This window comes from Amycolatopsis sp. lyj-84 (assembly GCF_046549075.1).
Classification (GTDB): Bacteria; Actinomycetota; Actinomycetes; order Mycobacteriales; family Pseudonocardiaceae; genus Amycolatopsis.
In genome coordinates this window covers 374,560-392,896 of sequence record NZ_JAJPWO010000001.1, presented here as the reverse complement: position 1 = coordinate 392,896, position 18,337 = coordinate 374,560, and the positions used below count along the sequence as shown (strand labels likewise).

Here is an 18,337-nt window from a genome sequence, read left to right as displayed (position 1 = left end):
CCGGACAGGAGTGAAAGGACCCGAGGAATTGGTCTTTCAAGATCAGGCGGCAGAGGTGTGCCGCGTAATAGACGACCGGTCTACCGAGTTTGACCGTCGGCAGCATCTCGTGGGGACGTGGCCGAACGCGTCCACATCGGATGAAGCGGGGTGGATTGCCGGCATTCGGCTGGGGCGGATCATCGCGCCCGGTCACGTCGTCACGCGCTTCCGTGCGGAGCTTGTGGACGATGAGCTCCAGGCTTCTCCCGCGCTGAGCTGGGAGGTGCGGTCGTGATCCGAGGAGAGCTTCAGGACGGCGAGAAGGTCGTGCCGCCCGAGGTGCTGGCGGAGTGGGACTTGCGGGTTGGCGAGGGCTGGACTGTCACGATCAGGCCGGACGTGATTGACCAGACTGTGTCACCGCTGACGTTCGAAGTGGGCAAGTACACGGCCCACGACCAGCACGAGTTCCTGGCGAAGCGCCTCGTCTTCCTCATGCTGGTCGCCGAGGTATACGACCGCGCGGGGATGCTGATCGGCTCGGAGGAGTTCACAGGTGTCGAGTGGCGCCCGCCGGGGCTGCCACGCGATCTCCACGTTGGCCAGGCCGATATCGGAGAACTCGTGACCGATGCCGAACGTCGGTGGATGGTGACCAACGCTGTCTCCCACGCGATCCAGAGCCATGGATCCAAGCGATGGGGCAGGAAACGTGAGGACCGGCCAGTTCTGTACGGGTTGCGAGCCACGGTCCTTCGCCCGCTCACTTTTCCCCGACCGGATCACAGCAGGGTGATCAGCAGCGATCCTACGGTCGGCGAAGTGTTCATCGTCGGCGATGATGTGCCGAAGGCCCAGCCTGTCCGCGAGGGCTTCCCGCTGGTGTTACTGAAGGAGACCAGGGCCGGGGATCTGGCGGTTCGACCCGCGAACGACCCGCCTTCGGGCCACACCGCGTATGCGGCAAGCGGAGCCTATGTCGTGCATTTCGCTTGCGGTCGGGAGTGGTTCGAGCTGTTCGGGCATGTCCTGCCTGTCTCCTTGCACGACCTCACGATGCCGAGGGGTGGTGCCTGATGGTCACTTTGCACACCAACGTCACGGTCGACAGCTACGCCGAGGTCTTGCAGGTCGCCGAGGCGGCGATGAAGACCGCGAAGGAGAAACGGGACCGCCTGGAGGAGAAGTTCGACAGGCGCACGGCGCCGCGTTCGGAGTTCGAGACCGATCCGGCCATTGTGTCCGGTATCCGACGGCGGACGACTGGGACGCAGCGGCAGCGCGCCGACCGGAAGATGGAACTGGATCTGGACGCGTACAACGAATTCCAGAGCGCGGACCAGACCTATCGAGGTCGCCTCGCGCGGGTGACCAGGCTACGAAGGGCGGTGCCGGTCCCGTACACCGAGGAGGAGTTGAAGGCCGCCAAGGCGGTACGTACCGACGACGGCTGGTATCGGCTGCTCAAAGTCAACCGGGTCACGGTAGGCGTGGAGGCGGGGTTCCCGTGGCCGCACAAGGTCAACCGGGAACGGATTCTCGAAGTGCACCCCAGTGAAGGAGGAACGGTGAAGAGTGAGCTCGCGACTTTCTTTGAGGTGGGCCGACAGGCGTTCCTCGCTGGCGAGCACGGTGCTCCCGCGCTGAACCCGGCCGTGCGCGAGGCCATCAAGGACATGGAGGTCGGCACCGGCGCGGCCTCGATCATGCTGGCCTTCCAGGAGGGGTGGAGGGCGGCGTACGTCGAGAGCGGCGGCACCATCCACTTCCTCTCGCCGGGCAACCCGGAGAAGACGGCCTGTACGACCAGGTTGACCGAGCCGATCCTGTCCGGTGATCCGCGGGAGGTCACCTGCGATCGCTGCCGGGACACTGAGCACTGGCGGGAACACGCGGAGATGGCCGAGATCGTGGACAGCCTGCCGGAGGCGACCGAGACGGAGCCGGACCGGATCACGATCCTGCGGAAGGCCGTCGCGGACTTCGCGATGGTGAAGATCGACGGGACGGTCGTCGACGTGCAGACCGCCAACGCGATCGTCGCCGTCTACGATCACCCGAAGATCGCGGCTCACCCGACCTTCCGCGACAAGTTCGTCACCATGCCCGTCGTGGCGATGGCGAACCTGGCGTGGAAGCTGATCAGCAAGCGTTAATCTATAGAGGACAGAGCCCCCGGTCACTAGGTGACCGGGGGCTCTGTCGTGCGCCGACGAGGTGGTCCGGGGGTTACGCGGGGATGACAACCACCACACCGGACCTGGCTCGTTCTCCGTGCGCCGTTCCCTCAAAGGGGGCACAAACCTGCCTTACCTCCGTACTGAGCGAGAATCTGCGGCACACGCGGGAAAGTAAGGCTCCCGAAAAATGCCGCTACGCCTCGGAGAAGTCAGCTCCTAGGCGAAACTAAGGCTTTGTCACTCGGGCGAAGTACTTTACGGAGAGAGACCGATCCGCTAGGCCATGCCAGCTTTCCGCAAACGCTCGGGACAGTTTTTCCCGTGTTGACGGGGAAAGTCGATCATGCTTACGGTGGCGTCCACATTCAACGGACCACGCGCTTCACGCAGACGCCCAGACACCTGCCGACCGTTGCGCTTGAGTGAGACGAAAGGTCACTCGCATGACGGTCTCCGTGTGCGTGCGCAGCCTGCCTGCGCTCGTAGAACTGGTGAATACCCAAGGCACTCAACGAGAACTAGCCCGCAAGATCGGGATGAGCGCCACCGCGATCAACCTGCTCTTGCAGGGCAGGCGTGACACCGTCCGGGTCGATACCGCCGCTCGCGTCGAAGACGCGCTCGGTGTCGACCGGGGCACCCTGTTCGTCTTCACCGACGTCGACCTCGTCAGCCCCTACACCCGCCGGGACGCGGCATGACCGCCGGTCTGGATCGCGCGTGGACAGAGGCGTTCTACGCCGAACGGGGACTGACCTTGCTCGATCCCGAATGGACGACCATCGAGCAGGCGGTGAGTACCGCCCCGCCCGTACCCGACGACGTCGCCGAGCAGATCGCGGCCGTCGTGCAGCCGATCAAGCTTCCTCAGGCGCCGCCCGCTGGCACCCCGAGCGCGCGGAGACGTCCGCCGCGTCGGCGAGCGGAACGCGCGGCCTAGCGCCAGGCCGCGCTGGCGTGCCCGCCCCGGTCCAGGAGACCCCCTTCCCCTGGGGCGGGCACGCCTTCCATTCCTTCGACGCGAAAGGCAGGCAATCCACTATGGCCGAACGGCCGACTCACGCCCTCACGATCCGTCCCGCCGTGATCGAGGTACCCCTGTGGCTGCTGTGGCGAGCCGCGAACACGACCAGCACTGCTCTCGCGGCGACGGGTGAGAAGGCCGCCCGCTACCTCGACGCCTACCGCGACTCCGATCCCGCCCAGCGCCATCTCGCCGCGTTCGTGGCCGCCGTGACCTCGCTGGTCCTGGTGCTCGCGACAGTCCTGATCACTCTGCTCACCTGATCCAGAAAGGACAGTCCATGTCCGACCTCGCCGAAGACCTCGACCTCGCCGAGATCCTTTCCCAGGACGATCGCGACACCCCGATCTTCACCAAGCTGCTCGCCGAGTACGACGCGGACGTGCTCACCGACGTGTGCACCGGCTGGCCGCCGAACACCACGGCCGCCCCGGCAGCCGAGTCCGGGCACGAGCCCGACGACGCCGATCCGTCTGCCGACGCGTCCACGTAGGACTCCCGGTCCCCACCGGCCCCGTATTCACCGTGCCGCGCGTACCGGAGTTGAACAGTGAAGCCACACGAAACCTCGCCATCACCACAGGATTCAGATCGCCCGCGGGCTTCCCCGCGCGGAACCGGCCCGAAGCGACAGATACCGCTCGACGCCTCCGCTGACCTCGTTCGCCGCTGGAAGCAGGCGCGGACCACTGCCGGCCTCGCGCGAGCCGAGGTGGACAAGCTCGAAGCCGAACTCCTCGCCCTGCTCGGCAACAACGACGTCGGGACCATCGACGGAGAGCCGGTCGTCGTCCGCGACGTCGAGATCCGCAACGGCCTCGACCTTCCCCGGCTGCGCCAGGAACGCCCCGAGCTGTGGCAGCAGTACCCGGCGAAACGACGCCGTGAACGCCTCAAGTTCCCCCGCCGCCGCACCCGCAACCCCGATGACCAGCAAAGGCCGTCCGCATGACCCTCAGCCTCCGCATCCTGGCCTACCTGCTCGTGTTCCGGCTCCTGGTCCTGGACCTCACCCGCGCCGACGACAGCTGGGGATGGCTGCTCGTCGTGTTCGACCTCGTCCTCGCCTACACCATCTACCTCGATCGCGCGCCCGACCGCGCACCGGCCACAAAGGACAACACCAGTGACCGCCACTGACGTCGACGGCGTGGCCGTGGTGGACGACCAGCCGAGCACCGCCCCGTTCCCGGACCGGTCCGGGAACCCGATCTACCAGCCGCAGACCCGCGTCCTCACCCTCGCCAACGGCTCGGTTGTCTACGGCTGCGCCCACTGCGACTACACCAGCGCGAACCCGCGCAGCATCCGCCCGCACCTGGGCAAGCACAACGGCCCGCGCCGAGCCGGAGCCACACAGGACAAGGCGGGCGCGCTCAACCTGCCGTTGACGGACCTGCTCAAGCGCCTGGACCAGCTGGACGCGATCACGGCCGACCGCGATGAGTGGAAGGCCCGCGCCCAGAGCGCCGAGCGGCGTCTCAAACAGCTCCGGAACGCCCTCTCAGCGTGACCCGCGTGCCCGCACTCCCGACGAAGGAGGAACTGCCGTGTCCGTGAAACTTTCGCCCGCGTTCCCCGCCGATGACCGCAACGGGATGGCGTCGATCGCCCCGGCGCTGACCGACCGCCCCGATGACGTGCACGTCGCCGTCCTGCTTGTCCGGACCAAGGAGATCCGCACCAACGCCCGGACCGGCGACGTCGTGCCCACGGCCGAGATCCTGGCGGCCGAGGCGTTCACCGGGACCACGGCGGACGCCGCGACCCTGCACCGGCTGCTGCGACGTCAGCACGAGCGCCGAACCGGCAAGGTCGAACTCCCGCTCGAACTGGAAGAGGCCATCGACGCGCTACGGCCCTCCACCCCGGATGCCGGCGGCGGCTCGGCGTCTCAGGACGACCCGGACACCCAGCGATGAGCACCCCGCCACCTCGACAGGCCCGCACCGTCCACGAGGGCCGGGCGTACCGGACGCCGTCCTCCATCACCTGCGAGTGGTGCGGATTCCCGGTCTTGTGGTTCTCGCCCGGCCGCTACGTCAACCACGGCGACCGGATCTTCTGCGCTCCCGGCATCGTCCGCGCCCGCGCGCGGCGGACCGGGAGGCACGGGGCCGCCGCGTGAACGACTTCACCCCGCCGATCCGGCGGCGCAACCACGGCAAGGGACACAGCTACGTAGACGCCAACGGCGCGAAAGTCCCTGGCGTCACGACGATCCTGTCCGGTGGTGTCCCCAAGCCCGCGCTGATCGGCTGGGCCGCGAACACGACCGCGGACTACGCGATCGACCATTGGGACCGGCTCGCCGAACTCCCGCCGACCGCACGGCTGAAAGAGCTGTCCCGCGCGCGGTTCGCCGACCGGGACGCCGCCGCGAAGCGCGGGACCGAGGTCCACGGTCTCGCCGAGCAGCTGGTGTCCGGCCACGAGGTCGAGGTCCCCGAGCAGCTGGCCGGGCATGTCGAAGCCTATGTGGACTTCCTGGACCGCTACCGCGTCGAACCCGTCCTGACCGAGTTCGTCGTGGTCTCCCATTCCTACGGCTGGGCAGGAACCGGCGACCTGATCGCGGATTTCCCGACGCTCGGGCAGCGCCTGCTGTGCGACATCAAGACCTCACGGTCCGGTGTGTTCGGCGAAACCGCCTGGCAGCTCGCGGCCTACCGGTTCGCCGACGCCTACGTAGACGACCAGGGCGAGGAACAGCCCATGATCGAGGTCGACGGGTGCGCCGTCATCCACGTCCGCGCGGACGGATTCGACCTCTACCCGATGCAGGCCGGACCGGAGCAACTGAGGGAATTCCGCTACATCCGCGAGGTTTCCCGAGCGTGCGACCGGTCCCGCGACTACGTGGGCGAGGCTCTGCTCCCGCCCGCGCTGGAGGTGACCGCGTGAGCGGAGAACTTCAACGACACGACCCCACCGGCTCCGAGGTGGCCACCCGGCCCGACTTCCACGCCCCGACCGAGATCGATCAATGGGTGCTGGTCGTGCGCGATGTGGCCAGGCTGGCAGCTCAGATCGCCGACACCCCATTCGTTCCCGACTCCTATCGCGGGAACCCGGCCGCCGTCACCGCCGCCATCCTCACCGGCCGCGAGATGGGACTCGGCCCGCTCACCAGCCTCCAGCACATCCACATCGTCAAGGGAAAACCCGGCAAGAGCGCGGAAATCATGCGCGGCATGGTCCTGGCCGCCGGGCACCACCTCCGCGACGTCGAGGTCAACGACACCCGCGTCATCCTGGAAGGCCGCCGCAGCAACGAAGAAGTCTGGACCCGCGTCACCTTCACCGCAGACCAGGCCCGCCGGGCGAAAATCGACCTCGGCGGCTACCCCGAGGACAAGCTGTACGCGCGCGCGACCACCCGGCTGTGCAGGCGCAAGTTCGCCGACGTCGTGGGTGGGATCGCCCTCACCGTCGAGGAACTGGAAGACGGGGACTACCCGGACACCACCAGCGCCCCTCAGACCGGCCCGCCCGGCCCCGCCACGCCCGAGGCAACCCCGCCCGCGAAACGCACCGCACGGCGCCGTACAGGGCCGAAAAAGGCTGCCCCCGCCGAGGAACCACCGCGCCCGTCCACCGCGTCCGAGAACGCCCGCGGGGACGCCGAGGAGACGCCGCCCGATCCGCCGGCAACTCCACCGCCGCTCCCCGGCGACGACGAGGACGAGACCGACGAGGACGACGACGCCGAGACGGTCTCGCGGACCCAGCTGGACAAGCTCCACGCCCAGCTCGGCGACCTCCAGGTGACCGACCGGGCCGACAAGCTCACGACCGTCAGCATCCTCGTCCGGCGGAAGCTCGGCTCCTCCAGCGAGATGACGAAAAACGAGGCGTCCCAGGCGATCGACATCCTCGCCCACGTCCTCGACAGCGAAGACCCCGCACGGACCCTCGAAGCGGTCCTCGCCGAACTGGACGCGTGAGCCATGGCGCGCATCCGCAGCATCAAACCCGGATTCTTCAGCAGCGACGACGTGACGCCGCTGTCGTTCCGGGCACGGCTGACCTGGATCGGGCTATGGACTTACTGCGACGACCACGGGCGCGGGAAGGACAACACCCGTCTGATCAAGGCCGCCGTGTGGCCGCTGGACGAGCTGTCCTTTCAGGACGTCGAAGACGACCTCGCCGAGCTGGCCAAGCACAAGCGGATCGTGCGCTACCGCCGCGACGATCAGCGCCTGCTCGCGGTGACGTCCTGGCACTTCCACCAGAGCGTGAACCGGCCCGGCAAGACCCTCTTCCCGGCCCCGCCGCCAGGCTCGATCCGGGTGCCCGAACCGGGAGAAAACCGGCACTGCGCGCGGTGCTGGCGGGACCAGAACCCTCCTGGAGCGCTCACTGAGCCCTCACGAACCACTCCGGGAATCGATTCCGGCGATTCTCCAGGTCACGGCCACAATGGCCGATTCAGTGAGCCGTCACGTCGTCCTCACGGAGCACTCACGTCAGGAAAGGAAACGGAGAAGGGAACGGAGACAGACACACCCTCCTTCGGAGGGGGTGTGTCTGTCGACTCCGTCCAACACGCGCGAGGCCGTGAGCCCTCACTGAATCGCATCCGCACACCGCCGCCGTCGTCGCCGCGCGACGCCCGGTGCGTCGAGCACGAGCACGACGACGACCCGCCCCGCTGCGGCGCCTGCGCCCGCGCACGCCACCAGGCCGAGCAAGCCGACCACGAACACCGAGTCGAGACCCGCCGCGCCGAGCTGCGCGCCACCACCGCCGACAAACGCCGCGCCATCGCGGACTGCCCGATGTGCGACGACCACGGCTACCGGGGCACCGCCCTGTGCAACCACGACCCCGACGCCGAAGACCGCGCCCAGCGCGGACGGCAACTGCTCAACCAGACCATGGGCTGGGCCACCAACCAGGAGCCATCATGACCACCCTCGACCTCGACCGTCCCTGCCCGCACGACGAATTCGTCGCCGACGTCAACGTCCACCGGCTCACCGCCACCGACGACGGCCCCGCCCTCGCCTACACCGCCGAAGTGCTCGTCCACTGTGGCCAGTGCGGCGAACAGTTCCGCTGGATCGGCGCACCCGCCGGACTCCTCCCGGACCGGCCCTGCGTGTCGATCGACGAAACCGAACTCCGCGCCCCGCTGCGCCCAGCCTCCGCCGACCCGGACTTCGGGCTCGGTATCCCCGGCTTCGCCATCGGACTGGCCACACAGGACACCGACGCAGACAACCGCGCCTGGGCCGAACTTCAGCAGGCCGAGCACCGCGCCGACCTCGCCGCAGACCAGGAATGGGGACCAGCATGAAGACTCCTCTGGACCGCCACAGCCGCAGGGAGATCGGCCGTGCCGCCAACCGCAAGGGCAAAGACGCCGAACAAGCCGTCGCCCGCTACCTCCGCGAAAACGGCTGGCCCGACGCGCAGCGGACCGTCCGCACCGGATGGAAATCCGGCGAGCACCACTCCCGCGACCGAGGCGATATCGACGGGACCCCCGGAATCTGCTGGCAGGTCAAGACCTCCGTCGAAGACTTCACCGACACCCGTGTCCTGCGCGTCCTCGCCGCCACAGCGAACCAGGCTGTCGCCAGCGGCGCCGACCTCGCCGTCGTCATCCAGCGCCGCAACGGCGCGGCCGACCCCGGCCGATGGTGGACCTGGATGACCGCGGGCGACCTCCTGGCCCTCGCCGAAGCCGCCAGGAACCCTGACGTGCTCACCGTTCCCGAGCCACACCTGAACGTTCCCGTCCGGACGATGCTCGCCGACCTGGTCCCTCTGCTGCACGCCGCCGGACACGGCTCCGCGCGCCCCACCGAGGAAGGCTTCCACCCGTGACCGTGATCGTCTCCAGCGACGAACTGCCCGAGCCCACCGAAACCGACTTCCAAGGCGCCGGTTCCGCTGCCTGGAACGTCGCCGGTCCGCTCGACGTCCTGTGGCTCCCGCGCCGTGGCGGGGTTCCCCCGCGCATCGGCGTCGGCTGCGAATCCACGATGATCGCCCTCAACACCTGTGACGCCCGCGACCTCGCCCTCACGCTGCTCGCCGCCTGCGACCGCGAGGAAGGTCCGTGACGACCTACCCGGCCTTCGGACGGTCGGCAGCCCGCAGCCAGCGGACGACTTCGTCCACTCGGGCCGCGTCGAACGCCGGCAGTGGCACGGACCGAACGTCCGCGCTCCACGCCAGCAACATCCCCTCCAGGCGACGCCGTCGTTCCCGCCGCTCCCGAATCCTGTCCATGCCGCGCGACCTCCTCACCCTCTGACGTCGCACCGCCCAGACCTGCTGTTACGCCGTCGCCGACACCGTGACCGGCCACAAAGGCCGATGACCCAGGAGACCCACCATGCTCGACTTCCACCGCTGCTACCGCGGGGCACGATGCGCCCACCGCGAACCCGATCCCGACCACCCGGCCATCAAGCGCGGCGCGCCGATCAACGCGGCCGAAGGACTCTGCGACGCCTGCACCCGCCACCTGCGCCAGGCCATCGTGGACATGCCGCAGGACTACCTCGACCTCGAAGCCGTCCTCGGCGGAACCCGCGATGGGCTCCGTCAGCTCGTCAGCGGAACCCGCGACCTGCCCGTGCCCTTGTCGCTGACCATCGCCGCCCTCCAGGCCGAGCTGGTGCACGAAGCGCAGTGCTGGGCCGAGTCCACCGCCGAAGTCCTCGGCGTCCGGTGGGACACCCAGGCCGCCCGCGACAGCCGTCCCGGCCCTGTACTCGAGCGAGCCGCCCACCTGCTGGAGAACTCCGTCAGTGTCCTGCTCGCCCTGCGCGGCGTCGTCCACACAGGCTGGATCGACGGCGAGTGGACCACGCTCGACCGGGACGGCCTCGACAGCGCGGACGTCTTGCTCGGCCTCCACCACCGCGTCGAATCCGTCACCGGCCAACGGCGGCTCATCAACCGCCTCGCCGCCCCGTGCCCCCGCTGCGACCGTGTCGCCCTCCAACGCCCCGACGGGTCCGCCACCATCACCTGCGGCGTCTGTCGGAACACCTACACCTGGGACGAATACCAGCGGCAATGCACCCTGCTCGCCGACGAGCACCAGGCCATCGCGTGAACCGGCGAGACCCGTGGCCCTGGCGCGGAGACAACCCCCTCGACCGTGCACGCCGCATCGCCCGCACCTACCGGGAAGCGCTCATGATCGCCGCGCCGGACACCTGCGTCGACCTCGACGCCCAATGCCGCGACCTGGGACAGACCTGGGTCGTGCCGAAGCCGCTCACGTTCGGCCCCGACGACCTTCTCAGCGCCGAGGAGGTCGCCGAGATGTGCGACGTGCAGCCCAGCACCATCCGGCAATGGCGCCGCCGAGGACTGGCCACACAGGACACCCCGGACGGTCTCCGCTACCGCGTCGCCGACGTCCTCGACTACCACGCCGGACGACGACGCCGACGCGCCCAAGCAGCCGTAAAACCTGATATGACAAAGGATTCATGACCGCCCCAGTGGCGCGGCGGCGCGCGACTGTACTACTCTGCACAGCAAGCACCAGTGTGCCCGCGCCACGATTTAGACTTGGACTGGGTCCTCAGGCAGAGAGTCAGCTTCGGACTCCGCCTTCGAAGCTGCACGCTTCCAGGTAGTTACCCGCCAGCGCGGAACGATAAAGAGGGCATAGGCTCGCAGGAGCTTAATTTTGGCCGTCATTGCTTGCTTTATTAGTTCGTCAATGACGTCGCGTGAACCGGCTGCCCCGTCTTTCGATGCGCGATCGAGAATTTCAAGCAAGGCTCCTAGTCGGTACTGCACGGAAACAAGCGGTTGAACGACAACCATCCAGCGTCCACCAAGTGCCCTTTCGAGCTTCATCGTGTCGTCAGCGAGCCCCTGAGCTTCGGCTCTCGCAGCCTTGACTACCTCAATCTCAAGGGCGCGGTCGTCTTCGATATAGATCTGAAACAAGGAAATCTTGTAGCTGAGTGCCAACATTCTCGCTCGCACATCGCGCCGCACTCGCGCCGCCTCCACAATGCGGTCCTTACGCGTCTCAAGTCGCGGTTTCGCGACGTACTCAATAAGCAGCGTCACCATTGCAGCAGTCAGTGCACTGATCAGTACTGTCTGCATCTTCCGCTCCTGTCGCGCATTCGAGGTGGCAAGTTGCCGCTTGGTTGATATCCACGATGCCGACGTTCGTGTTACGGGATGAGTAGCCCAGCGAGACCAAGCCACCCTTCCGCGCCAGCGGCCAACGCCGAGCACGCGCGGGGGTGTCATGCCCCTGCTCCGGCAGAACAACCGGCTCAAACAGCACGGCATCTGGAACTGGAGCCTGCCCGCCTGGGCCGGACGCTTCGAAGACGGCCGCACCTACAACGCCTGCCCCAGCGCCGGCATCTGCGCCAAAACCTGCTACGCCCGAAACGGCACCTACCGCATCCCGGCAGTCCTAGCGCGGCACGAAGCGAACCTCCGGCACACCCTCGACGACCTCAACGGCTGGAAAGCCGCCATGCTCGACGAACTCGACCACCCCAAGTTCACCGGCGCCTGGGTCCGCGTCCACGACAGCGGTGATTTCCACAGCGCGGCCTACCTTTTGGCCTGGCTCGACATCGCGCGATCCACGCCTGAGACCGGTTTCTACTGCTACACAAAGGAACTCGCCCTCTTTCGCGAGCACGTCGAGCCCGACCCGCCTCCGAACTTCCGCTGGGTCTACTCCTACGGCGGCACCCAAGACGGCGACCTCGACCCCGAGCGAGACAGGGTCGCCGACGTCTTCCCCGACGAACAGGCCATTCAGGACGCCGGATGGCACTCCCAAGCCGAATCCGACCTGCTCGCCGTCCTCGGGCCCGCGCCCGTCGGTATCCCCGCGAACCACATCCCGCGCTTCACCCGCCTCCAGAACGGACGCCGCTGGAGCGACTGGCAGGCCGACACCGACGCCGACCGGGCGCACCGCCGACCACGGCCCGGACCAGACACCTGACCGGCGAAGACATGCCGAGCCAGCCAGGCCGCGTCTGCCCGACCTGCCGACGCACCGTCCCCGCCGGACCCTGCCCGACCTGCCGACGCGAACAACGCCGCGACACCGACCAAGCCCGAGGCACCGCCGCCGAACGCGGCTACGGCAGAGACTGGCAGAAAAACCGCGCCGCCTACCTCTGCGAACACCGACTCTGCGCGCAGTGCCGGCAACCGGCCACAGTGGCCGACCACCACCCCGAAACCCGACGCTCCCTCGTCGCCCGCGGGGTGGCTGACCCCGACGCCTGGTACCGGCTACGGCCGCTCTGCAAGCCGTGTCACGACCGGCACACCGGGCTCACTTCTACAGGTGGCTGGAATCGCCAGGTAGATACTTGACATGAATGCCTTCGTCGACAGGGCCCATAAAGTCAAACGGAGGCGTTACGCCATCCGGATGAATAAATCTAGTTGCTTTGTCTGCTTTTAATAGTTCCCTTATGTTGATCTTTTCCACTTCGACAGCTAGATCTCCGATCAGAGACTCCGTGTCAGACGGCCTGATTGGCCAAGACTCTTCTTCGAATGAGGGTTCATCCTGCATGAGCTTGGGTGCGTTCTTGTCGGCACGCCTGCGACGAGCGGCCAGCCTACGCTCGGAAATTCCCTCCGAAAGCGCGGTCTCAAACTGCTCCAGAACCCAGGTTGGACGATCCCAAAAACGAACTGCACTCAACTCTGCAATTAACTCGTCTCGTTGCTCGTGGCCGCGAGGATAGGCAATTAGTAGCAGTCGAAGAATTAAAGCTGGCGCAACAGTGGCGAGAGTGACCAGTAAGATAAGTGCCGCGAAGATCGCCCAGGCGACCTGGATCATCAAATCCGCCTTTGCATCTTAGATTCTAGGTCATCGAAGACTTGCGCCAGTTCGCGTACAACCTTCCTCTTGGATACTTTAAAGTGGCCGGATAGTTCATTCATGTCGGCAAGATCGTAGAGATACGATATGATCAGCTCTTGACTGTAATCCACCGTGTCCAGCATAGGGCTGCGCATTTCCAGATCTCGAAGGTGATGAAATTTTTCACCTCGCCTGATCCTTTGCGCAATTCGCCATCGCCTAAAGCGTTGACCTGTGCCCTCGAAGAGTGCTGTTTCAATCTGCTCCATCACCCACATTGGGCGTTGAAGACGCGGAATTGCATATAGCTCACCAATCAACTCGTCTCGCCGCGCATGCCCTTTGGGGTACAGCAGTATGGTCAGGCGAAGGACGAAACCGGGGGCGAAACCGTAGACTAGCAAAGCTGGCAGCAGCAAACTCAGGGCAGTGGCAGAGTTTAGGTATTCATCCATCAGGCGAACCCCAGATCCAAGCCGCGAAAGCGAATGTCAGCCTGTGCTCGCCTTAGAACCGCACCTAATTCCGCGATACCTTTGTCTGTCACCAGGTAGTACCGGCGCGGCGGGCGTCCGACGGCCTCGTCCTGCGACTCCCAGCCGTCAGTGAGCCATCCTTCTTCCAGCATGCGACGAAGAATCGGATACAGCACCCCTGAACGGACCCCAGACGTACGACTGAGCCCATAGCCCCACAGTCGACTCTCGCGGTCGGCCATGATGGCTGCCGCGACCTGGACTAGCGCGTTGGTAACTCGCATAGGCCGTACTCTACATAGGTCGTGCGGAAGTTCGCCACTTCGGTCAGCCCTCCACGACCCGCCATGTCACCGCAGAGGGCCGTGCGCCTCCGGAAGCGACGTAGTCATGGACTGCCTTACGCACGACGGACCACGAGATCTCCGCGTTGCTCGGCACCGCGCGTTCATGCGACTGGTAGTCATAGGCCACCGGCTCCGGCGACGTCGCGCCCGACGTGCTGATGACGCTCGTCTCGCCCCGGCCCATGTAGCCAACGAACCCGACCTGATCCGTGCGTACCCCGAACTGGAGGATCGACCTGTGATCCTCGCCCTCCCAGGCAAGCTCGGCGATCACGCCCACCGGCGCCGCCGTCGCCTCGACCAGCATCCGGTCCAGCAGAGCATCCACCTGGGCCGCGTCAGCCAGATCGAACGGCTCCCGCTGGCCTGGGTCGTACCAGGCTTTCACCACTGCCACGTCTTGCCTCCCTCGTAAGTCTTCTTAAACCCGTTGGTCCCGTAAACCGTTAGCGTGCTGCCCTTCGGCAAGATGATCCCCAGCAGGCCGTCACAGCTCGTCTTACCCGTGCACGGCTCATTATTTAAGACCACCGACGCCTCTGTGATACCGCTGTCCCGCATCTCGGCAGCGAGCTTCAGCTCAACGTCCGCGGCCGCCGTCACCGGTCTCATGGTGCACCCTGACTCCTTCAGGATCTCGTCCACCCGGTCCGTGCGGTCATCCAGTCCGCTGGTGATGGACTCGGCCTTCTTGCCAGGTGCAAACCATTGGCCCTGAGTCTTCACCCCGCGAATGCCGGGCGTCGGTCCCGGCGGCAGCTCACGCCGTAACCGCTCGATCAGGGTGTCTTCGTCCTCTTCGTCCCTGTCTCGATCACTGGACGAAGTGGCCGGACCAGAAGGATGGGTCTGTCCAGAAGCTCCAGTCGAAGTGGACTCCGCCGGCACTCCCAAGCTGAGGAGATACCCGTCGAGCAGGTCCGAGGACTGGCCAATCAGGCCGGAGATCGTCTCCGACGAGCCCTTCACCTCTTCGGCCAGACCCGGCAGGCGCTGCACCTCGGGATCCGAGGTGCCGGTCGCGACCTCCGCCCACTTCGCACCTGCGGCTTCAAGCTCCTGACCAGCGAGCTTGAGCGCCGCCGTGGCCGCCTTCATCTTGGCGAGTGCTGTTCGCACGCCAGCGGCGATCTCTTGCAGCGGTCCCACGTGCCCTCCCCAGAGCGTCGTCCGACGAGAGGCTACCTCGGAGATCGACTTGCGGGAGTGTTCCCGCAGGTCATGAAGGGGTAAGGGGGTCGGGATCACCAGAGGGTGGCGGCCCCCAGACCGCGCCGGTGGTGCCGCACGTGGCGCCCCACCTTTCCCGAACTCGGTGAGCGGGCGCGCACGTCCGCTATGGGGTGCTCGTCAAGCCGCCGAGCGGCTTCGACAGCCGGAGGAAAGGGTCGGCCACTCCATCCTCGGCGCAACGACGGCACCGGTACTCCAACCAGTCAATCTGACTAGTCCTCATGCTGAGGTCGAGTGGATGCCCCTCACGGCAGGCGGCAGGTGTGCTCCATCTCCGCAGGTTGGAGTCCCATTTCGCCTCGCCGTCCATGGCTGGTCGTGGCGTCCATCGTCCACGTCGTTTCGAACCCATGTTCGATAACGTACGTCGCGGCCAACCTGGACTCAAGAGCGCCTCGAAAGAGTCGAGGTGGCCGCCGTGCACGTCGAAGCCCTCACGACTATGCCGTGAGGGCTTCGCGTTCGGTTACGTCGTGCTACAGGGTGAACCGCGAGAGGTAGCCCGCGAGGATCGTGCCGAACTGGGTGCGTGCGGCTTCACCGCTTTCCCAGACCTGGATCTCGCTGTCCTCGCCGGTCTCGGTGATCAGGAGCAGCCGTCCGAACCGGGAGACTTCCCACACGTCGCCGTCGATGGCACCTGTGCAGGAAGCGTCCGGGATTGCGTGCGCGGCTTCGATCAGGTACCTGCAAACTGCTTCGGCGTCTTGCTGGGCTTCCTCCAGCGTCGAGCACTCGCCAAATGCGAGGTCGGCATCCTCGCCGGTGGCTTCGCTGACTCGCCACGCGAAGGGACCTTCACCGGTGACCATCGCGTGGTACTCGCTGATCTGATCGGTGTAGTCGGTCGACATGATCCACACGTTGGCGCCGTTCCAGTCGGGCAAGTCGAGTTCCCAGATGGGACCGTTCACGGCCTCTACGACCTCGTCCTCGTCGTAGGCGGCGGGGTTTCCGTTGCTGCTGTTCATGTTCGGTTCCTTTGCTGCTGTGGCTGTCCGGGCCGTTGTTGCTGATTTAAGGATCAGCTCGTGCGGCGGGTTCAGACCAGCGACCGCGGATTCCAATCAGGTTCCGAGCGCGTGCTCTTCCGGCGATCGCTTCCCTTCTGGCGCAAAGACTTCGAGGGGTGATCGTGTACGAGCTCCGGGTTCCGACGAACTATGCGTTCGGCCAGCTGACCAACGCGGCGGCGATCTCCGACACCTCGCTGACGTCGACCGATTTCGCTGCCCTGCAATCGGGCCTGAGTACGACGACGTATCTGCCGATCACGCTTCAGGATCCGGCGAACAAGGTCTTCGAGATCGTGTGGGCAACCGCGCACGCGGGTGGCTCCAACACTGTGACCGTGGTGCGCGGCCGCGAAGGATCGACAGCACGAGCGTGGCCAGCATCGACTCTGTGGGCCTGCGCACCAACGTTGCGGGACGCGGTGCTGCCGGTGCCGAACGCGGCGTCGCTGCCAGCCGATCCGCACGCCGGGTTGCGTGTGCTTCTCCAGGACACACAGCAGGTTCTCCAGTGGGGCACCCCTGGCGGTTGGGCACCGGAGGCAGGCAAAGGGATCCTCGGCCTGATCAAGCGGAACGTGCAGGACCAGAATTCGTCCCAGGTGGACGGACTGTTCGAGACGCTGACGATTCCGGGGATGCGCACGACCCGCTACTACAAGGCGACGTGGTCGTTCAACACGAACGCCACCGGAGCGGTCAACCCGCCGAACGGCACCGCGAACATCCGGCTCAGCGCCGTCGGGGCGACGGTCTCGATCAACGACCCGGCGATCCGGTCGCAAGGCATCGTGAACCAGGTGTACACCAGTCCGGGGATCGTCGTGGAGACGATCTTCACCGTGCCCGCAGACGGCACCTATCAGCTCGGATGCACCGCCCAATCGGGTGCGGCGTCGGGCGGCACCGTGCTGACGATCCTTGCCGCCGGTGCGGCGGGCGACGTCAACGCGGCGAACAAGCGGGCGTTCTGGGTTGAGGACATGGGCCTCAGATAGGCCAGCAGATCATTCTTCGCTTCGGGCAAAAGGAAACCCCCACGGCGTGCCGTGGGGGTGACGTGTGTGGAGGCTACTGGTTCACCACTCGGGTCCATGCCCGCTCGGCTTGCTGCTGGGCCTGCTCTAGCGTGTCGGACTCACCGTTCGCCAAGACCTTGCCCTCGGGGAAGCCCATGCCGACCTCCCACGTGTAGGCACCACCGTCGACGACCTTTGCCCAGTAGTTCTCGGCGAGGTAGTCGCTTTCCGCCATGAGGAACCACACGTCGGTGCCCTCGTCGGAATCGATGTCCTTCCACCACCCGAATTCGAGGTCCCGGCTCGTCACTGGTTCACCGCCCGCGAGAACGCCTGCTCGGCCTGCTGCTGTGCCTGCTCCAGGGTGGTCGCCTCGCCGGTCTCCAGCACGCGCCCGCCGGGGAAGCACTCGCCGACCTCCCACGTGTACGGGCCGCTGCCGACGATCTCGGCCCAGAATTCCTCGGCGTGGTCGTCGTAGTCGGTCGAAATGGTCCACGCTTCGGTGCCGTCCTCGGCGGGGATTTCCTGCTCCCACTGAATGTTCATGGCCCTGATCTCCTGTCCGGGTCTTCGTTGCTGATATCAGGATCAGCTCTCCGGGCGCGATCAGACCAGCGATCTTCGGTTCCAATCGTGTTCCGTAGGCCACGCCACCGACGGTGCGATCTACTTGCACGCAAAGGGAATCCCCCACGGTGTGCCCGTGGGGGATCCTTGACCAGCTACTTAGCGGACGGTCTTTTCCTTGCCCTGAAGAAAGACGATGACCTGCCCGTCTCCCTGCACCTGCTGGGTGACGTTCACGCCGAGGTCACGGCTACCGGCCGCACGGCGCACGGCGGCCTTCACCGAGTCCACGAGCTTCTGGTCGTTCTCCATGGGGGGCAGCGCGAACGGGGTCTTCTCGTCGTAGCTCTGCTGGACCAAGTCGGCCAGCGGGTTGGGCTTGCGGTTCCCCTTGGTGGGCAACGGCATCGCCTCGGCCTTAGTGGCACCCAAGGCCAGCTTGCTGTACAGGTCGCCGTTCCCGTTGGTGGTCACCTTGGCCGCCTCGGTCGCAGGGGTGGCCGGGGCCGGGGTGGTGGCCGCCTTGGGGGCGGGCGCGGTGGGCTTGGGGGCCGCCTTGAGGGCGGTCTTGCTGGTGGTGGCCTTGGTGGTGTTGGTGTTGGTAGCCATGGTGTTTCTCCCTGGTGGTGTAGGTGGTGGGCCTGTG

32 protein-coding genes are annotated in these 18,337 nt (G+C 66.3%); 21 read left to right on the top strand and 11 right to left on the bottom strand.

Annotated elements, in window-relative coordinates; all coding sequences use genetic code 11:
* Window positions 1–273 precede the first annotated feature (273 nt).
* The 17 genes from ACLJRM_RS02065 (at window position 274) to ACLJRM_RS01985 (ending at window position 9,263) form a co-directional block, all read left to right on the top strand.
* Window positions 274–1,059, top strand: coding sequence for a hypothetical protein (locus tag ACLJRM_RS02065; RefSeq protein ID WP_410662061.1), 786 nt, complete (start codon window positions 274–276; stop codon window positions 1,057–1,059).
* Window positions 1,059–2,138: a hypothetical protein gene (locus ACLJRM_RS02060; RefSeq protein ID WP_410662060.1), complete on the top strand. Its 1,080-nt coding sequence runs from the start codon at window positions 1,059–1,061 to the stop codon at window positions 2,136–2,138. Before ACLJRM_RS02065 ends, ACLJRM_RS02060 begins: the two co-directional genes overlap by 1 nt.
* Window positions 2,139–2,605: 467 nt before the next feature.
* On the top strand, window positions 2,606–2,863 hold the full coding sequence (locus ACLJRM_RS02055; RefSeq protein ID WP_378344170.1) for a helix-turn-helix domain-containing protein: 258 nt from the start codon (window positions 2,606–2,608) through the stop codon (window positions 2,861–2,863).
* Entirely contained in the window at window positions 2,860–3,102 is a 243-nt protein-coding gene (locus ACLJRM_RS02050; RefSeq protein WP_410662059.1) for a hypothetical protein, read from the top strand. The genes ACLJRM_RS02055 and ACLJRM_RS02050 overlap by 4 nt, the downstream gene beginning before the upstream one ends.
* Window positions 3,103–3,245: 143 nt before the next feature.
* The gene (locus ACLJRM_RS02045) at window positions 3,246–3,449 is read left to right on the top strand and encodes a hypothetical protein (protein ID WP_410662058.1); all 204 of its coding nucleotides are present in this window, start codon (window positions 3,246–3,248) and stop codon (window positions 3,447–3,449) included.
* A gap of 17 nt (window positions 3,450–3,466) precedes the next feature.
* Entirely contained in the window at window positions 3,467–3,679 is a 213-nt protein-coding gene (locus ACLJRM_RS02040; protein WP_410662057.1) for a hypothetical protein, read from the top strand.
* A 219-nt stretch (window positions 3,680–3,898) separates the two neighbouring features.
* Window positions 3,899–4,138 (top strand): hypothetical protein, encoded by a 240-nt coding sequence (locus tag ACLJRM_RS02035; protein ID WP_410662056.1) that lies wholly within the window; start codon window positions 3,899–3,901, stop codon window positions 4,136–4,138.
* On the top strand, window positions 4,135–4,326 hold the full coding sequence (locus ACLJRM_RS02030; RefSeq protein ID WP_410662055.1) for a hypothetical protein: 192 nt from the start codon (window positions 4,135–4,137) through the stop codon (window positions 4,324–4,326). Before ACLJRM_RS02035 ends, ACLJRM_RS02030 begins: the two co-directional genes overlap by 4 nt.
* Window positions 4,313–4,699 (top strand): hypothetical protein, encoded by a 387-nt coding sequence (locus ACLJRM_RS02025; protein ID WP_410662054.1) that lies wholly within the window; start codon window positions 4,313–4,315, stop codon window positions 4,697–4,699. The genes ACLJRM_RS02030 and ACLJRM_RS02025 overlap by 14 nt, the downstream gene beginning before the upstream one ends.
* Before the next feature lie 37 nt (window positions 4,700–4,736).
* On the top strand, window positions 4,737–5,108 hold the full coding sequence (locus ACLJRM_RS02020; protein WP_410662053.1) for a hypothetical protein: 372 nt from the start codon (window positions 4,737–4,739) through the stop codon (window positions 5,106–5,108).
* Window positions 5,105–5,314: a hypothetical protein gene (locus tag ACLJRM_RS02015; RefSeq protein ID WP_410662052.1), complete on the top strand. Its 210-nt coding sequence runs from the start codon at window positions 5,105–5,107 to the stop codon at window positions 5,312–5,314. The genes ACLJRM_RS02020 and ACLJRM_RS02015 overlap by 4 nt, the downstream gene beginning before the upstream one ends.
* Window positions 5,311–6,090, top strand: a complete 780-nt coding sequence (locus ACLJRM_RS02010) for a hypothetical protein (protein WP_410662051.1) — start codon at window positions 5,311–5,313, stop codon at window positions 6,088–6,090. Before ACLJRM_RS02015 ends, ACLJRM_RS02010 begins: the two co-directional genes overlap by 4 nt.
* Window positions 6,087–7,133, top strand: coding sequence for a hypothetical protein (locus ACLJRM_RS02005; protein ID WP_410662050.1), 1,047 nt, complete (start codon window positions 6,087–6,089; stop codon window positions 7,131–7,133). The genes ACLJRM_RS02010 and ACLJRM_RS02005 overlap by 4 nt, the downstream gene beginning before the upstream one ends.
* 3 nt (window positions 7,134–7,136) lie before the next feature.
* Window positions 7,137–8,102 carry a hypothetical protein gene (locus ACLJRM_RS02000; RefSeq protein ID WP_410662049.1) on the top strand — a complete coding sequence of 322 codons (966 nt, stop codon included), beginning with the start codon at window positions 7,137–7,139 and terminating at the stop codon, window positions 8,100–8,102.
* Window positions 8,099–8,491, top strand: coding sequence for a hypothetical protein (locus ACLJRM_RS01995; RefSeq protein WP_410662048.1), 393 nt, complete (start codon window positions 8,099–8,101; stop codon window positions 8,489–8,491). The genes ACLJRM_RS02000 and ACLJRM_RS01995 overlap by 4 nt, the downstream gene beginning before the upstream one ends.
* Window positions 8,488–9,024, top strand: a complete 537-nt coding sequence (locus tag ACLJRM_RS01990) for a hypothetical protein (RefSeq protein ID WP_410662047.1) — start codon at window positions 8,488–8,490, stop codon at window positions 9,022–9,024. Before ACLJRM_RS01995 ends, ACLJRM_RS01990 begins: the two co-directional genes overlap by 4 nt.
* Window positions 9,021–9,263, top strand: a complete 243-nt coding sequence (locus ACLJRM_RS01985) for a hypothetical protein (protein ID WP_410662046.1) — start codon at window positions 9,021–9,023, stop codon at window positions 9,261–9,263. The genes ACLJRM_RS01990 and ACLJRM_RS01985 overlap by 4 nt, the downstream gene beginning before the upstream one ends.
* A gap of 4 nt (window positions 9,264–9,267) precedes the next feature.
* Here the strand turns inward: ACLJRM_RS01985 and ACLJRM_RS01980 are convergent, their stop codons facing one another.
* Window positions 9,268–9,432, bottom strand: a complete 165-nt coding sequence (locus tag ACLJRM_RS01980) for a hypothetical protein (RefSeq protein WP_410662045.1) — start codon at window positions 9,430–9,432, stop codon at window positions 9,268–9,270.
* Window positions 9,433–9,538: 106 nt separating this feature from the next.
* Between ACLJRM_RS01980 and ACLJRM_RS01975 the strand changes: the two genes are divergently transcribed.
* A complete protein-coding gene (locus ACLJRM_RS01975) occupies window positions 9,539–10,267 on the top strand; it encodes a hypothetical protein (protein ID WP_410662044.1) in 729 nt (242 codons plus the stop codon).
* Window positions 10,264–10,653, top strand: a complete 390-nt coding sequence (locus ACLJRM_RS01970) for a MerR family transcriptional regulator (protein ID WP_410662043.1) — start codon at window positions 10,264–10,266, stop codon at window positions 10,651–10,653. The genes ACLJRM_RS01975 and ACLJRM_RS01970 overlap by 4 nt, the downstream gene beginning before the upstream one ends.
* A gap of 72 nt (window positions 10,654–10,725) precedes the next feature.
* Here the strand turns inward: ACLJRM_RS01970 and ACLJRM_RS01965 are convergent, their stop codons facing one another.
* On the bottom strand, window positions 10,726–11,283 hold the full coding sequence (locus ACLJRM_RS01965; RefSeq protein ID WP_410662042.1) for a hypothetical protein: 558 nt from the start codon (window positions 11,281–11,283) through the stop codon (window positions 10,726–10,728).
* Window positions 11,284–11,431: 148 nt separating this feature from the next.
* Between ACLJRM_RS01965 and ACLJRM_RS01960 the strand changes: the two genes are divergently transcribed.
* Window positions 11,432–12,151, top strand: a complete 720-nt coding sequence (locus tag ACLJRM_RS01960; protein ID WP_410662041.1) for a GP88 family protein — start codon at window positions 11,432–11,434, stop codon at window positions 12,149–12,151.
* Between the two features lie 345 nt (window positions 12,152–12,496).
* Here the strand turns inward: ACLJRM_RS01960 and ACLJRM_RS01955 are convergent, their stop codons facing one another.
* The 6 genes from ACLJRM_RS01955 to ACLJRM_RS01930 all read right to left on the bottom strand — a co-directional run bounded on the left by ACLJRM_RS01955 (window position 12,497) and on the right by ACLJRM_RS01930 (window position 16,156).
* A complete protein-coding gene (locus ACLJRM_RS01955; protein WP_410662040.1) occupies window positions 12,497–13,009 on the bottom strand; it encodes a hypothetical protein in 513 nt (170 codons plus the stop codon).
* Window positions 13,009–13,488, bottom strand: coding sequence for a hypothetical protein (locus tag ACLJRM_RS01950; protein ID WP_410662039.1), 480 nt, complete (start codon window positions 13,486–13,488; stop codon window positions 13,009–13,011). Before ACLJRM_RS01950 ends, ACLJRM_RS01955 begins: the two co-directional genes overlap by 1 nt.
* Window positions 13,488–13,751 carry a PadR family transcriptional regulator gene (locus ACLJRM_RS01945; protein ID WP_410662430.1) on the bottom strand — a complete coding sequence of 88 codons (264 nt, stop codon included), beginning with the start codon at window positions 13,749–13,751 and terminating at the stop codon, window positions 13,488–13,490. Before ACLJRM_RS01945 ends, ACLJRM_RS01950 begins: the two co-directional genes overlap by 1 nt.
* A gap of 85 nt (window positions 13,752–13,836) precedes the next feature.
* Window positions 13,837–14,253 (bottom strand): Imm1 family immunity protein, encoded by a 417-nt coding sequence (locus ACLJRM_RS01940; RefSeq protein ID WP_410662038.1) that lies wholly within the window; start codon window positions 14,251–14,253, stop codon window positions 13,837–13,839.
* Complete coding sequence (locus ACLJRM_RS01935) at window positions 14,241–15,005, bottom strand: DddA-like double-stranded DNA deaminase toxin (RefSeq protein ID WP_410662037.1); 765 nt, start codon at window positions 15,003–15,005, stop codon at window positions 14,241–14,243. The genes ACLJRM_RS01940 and ACLJRM_RS01935 overlap by 13 nt, the downstream gene beginning before the upstream one ends.
* Before the next feature lie 560 nt (window positions 15,006–15,565).
* On the bottom strand, window positions 15,566–16,156 hold the full coding sequence (locus ACLJRM_RS01930) for a hypothetical protein (RefSeq protein WP_410662036.1): 591 nt from the start codon (window positions 16,154–16,156) through the stop codon (window positions 15,566–15,568).
* Window positions 16,157–16,218: 62 nt separating this feature from the next.
* Between ACLJRM_RS01930 and ACLJRM_RS01925 the strand changes: the two genes are divergently transcribed.
* Window positions 16,219–17,100 (top strand): hypothetical protein, encoded by an 882-nt coding sequence (locus ACLJRM_RS01925; protein ID WP_410662035.1) that lies wholly within the window; start codon window positions 16,219–16,221, stop codon window positions 17,098–17,100.
* Window positions 17,101–17,173: 73 nt separating this feature from the next.
* On the opposite strand, the gene ACLJRM_RS01920 is transcribed toward ACLJRM_RS01925, so the two are convergent.
* The 3 genes from ACLJRM_RS01920 to ACLJRM_RS01910 all read right to left on the bottom strand — a co-directional run bounded on the left by ACLJRM_RS01920 (window position 17,174) and on the right by ACLJRM_RS01910 (window position 18,300).
* Window positions 17,174–17,431: a hypothetical protein gene (locus ACLJRM_RS01920; RefSeq protein ID WP_410662034.1), complete on the bottom strand. Its 258-nt coding sequence runs from the start codon at window positions 17,429–17,431 to the stop codon at window positions 17,174–17,176.
* A complete protein-coding gene (locus ACLJRM_RS01915; RefSeq protein ID WP_410662033.1) occupies window positions 17,428–17,670 on the bottom strand; it encodes a hypothetical protein in 243 nt (80 codons plus the stop codon). Before ACLJRM_RS01915 ends, ACLJRM_RS01920 begins: the two co-directional genes overlap by 4 nt.
* A gap of 180 nt (window positions 17,671–17,850) precedes the next feature.
* Window positions 17,851–18,300 carry a hypothetical protein gene (locus ACLJRM_RS01910; RefSeq protein WP_410662032.1) on the bottom strand — a complete coding sequence of 150 codons (450 nt, stop codon included), beginning with the start codon at window positions 18,298–18,300 and terminating at the stop codon, window positions 17,851–17,853.
* Window positions 18,301–18,337: the final 37 nt, after the last annotated feature.

Coding starts and splice junctions, on each gene's coding strand:
- ACLJRM_RS02060 (WP_410662060.1), top strand. CDS start 1,059: ATGGTCACTTTGCACACCAACGTCACGGTCGACAGCTACGCCGAGGTC.
- ACLJRM_RS02055 (WP_378344170.1), top strand. CDS start 2,606: ATGACGGTCTCCGTGTGCGTGCGCAGCCTGCCTGCGCTCGTAGAACTG.
- ACLJRM_RS02050 (WP_410662059.1), top strand. CDS start 2,860: ATGACCGCCGGTCTGGATCGCGCGTGGACAGAGGCGTTCTACGCCGAA.
- ACLJRM_RS02040 (WP_410662057.1), top strand. CDS start 3,467: ATGTCCGACCTCGCCGAAGACCTCGACCTCGCCGAGATCCTTTCCCAG.
- ACLJRM_RS02030 (WP_410662055.1), top strand. CDS start 4,135: ATGACCCTCAGCCTCCGCATCCTGGCCTACCTGCTCGTGTTCCGGCTC.
- ACLJRM_RS02015 (WP_410662052.1), top strand. CDS start 5,105: ATGAGCACCCCGCCACCTCGACAGGCCCGCACCGTCCACGAGGGCCGG.
- ACLJRM_RS02000 (WP_410662049.1), top strand. CDS start 7,137: ATGGCGCGCATCCGCAGCATCAAACCCGGATTCTTCAGCAGCGACGAC.
- ACLJRM_RS01995 (WP_410662048.1), top strand. CDS start 8,099: ATGACCACCCTCGACCTCGACCGTCCCTGCCCGCACGACGAATTCGTC.
- ACLJRM_RS01990 (WP_410662047.1), top strand. CDS start 8,488: ATGAAGACTCCTCTGGACCGCCACAGCCGCAGGGAGATCGGCCGTGCC.
- ACLJRM_RS01980 (WP_410662045.1), bottom strand. CDS start 9,432: ATGGACAGGATTCGGGAGCGGCGGGAACGACGGCGTCGCCTGGAGGGG.
- ACLJRM_RS01975 (WP_410662044.1), top strand. CDS start 9,539: ATGCTCGACTTCCACCGCTGCTACCGCGGGGCACGATGCGCCCACCGC.
- ACLJRM_RS01965 (WP_410662042.1), bottom strand. CDS start 11,283: ATGCAGACAGTACTGATCAGTGCACTGACTGCTGCAATGGTGACGCTG.
- ACLJRM_RS01960 (WP_410662041.1), top strand. CDS start 11,432: ATGCCCCTGCTCCGGCAGAACAACCGGCTCAAACAGCACGGCATCTGG.
- ACLJRM_RS01955 (WP_410662040.1), bottom strand. CDS start 13,009: ATGATCCAGGTCGCCTGGGCGATCTTCGCGGCACTTATCTTACTGGTC.
- ACLJRM_RS01950 (WP_410662039.1), bottom strand. CDS start 13,488: ATGGATGAATACCTAAACTCTGCCACTGCCCTGAGTTTGCTGCTGCCA.
- ACLJRM_RS01945 (WP_410662430.1), bottom strand. CDS start 13,751: ATGGCCGACCGCGAGAGTCGACTGTGGGGCTATGGGCTCAGTCGTACG.
- ACLJRM_RS01915 (WP_410662033.1), bottom strand. CDS start 17,670: ATGAACATTCAGTGGGAGCAGGAAATCCCCGCCGAGGACGGCACCGAA.
- ACLJRM_RS01910 (WP_410662032.1), bottom strand. CDS start 18,300: ATGGCTACCAACACCAACACCACCAAGGCCACCACCAGCAAGACCGCC.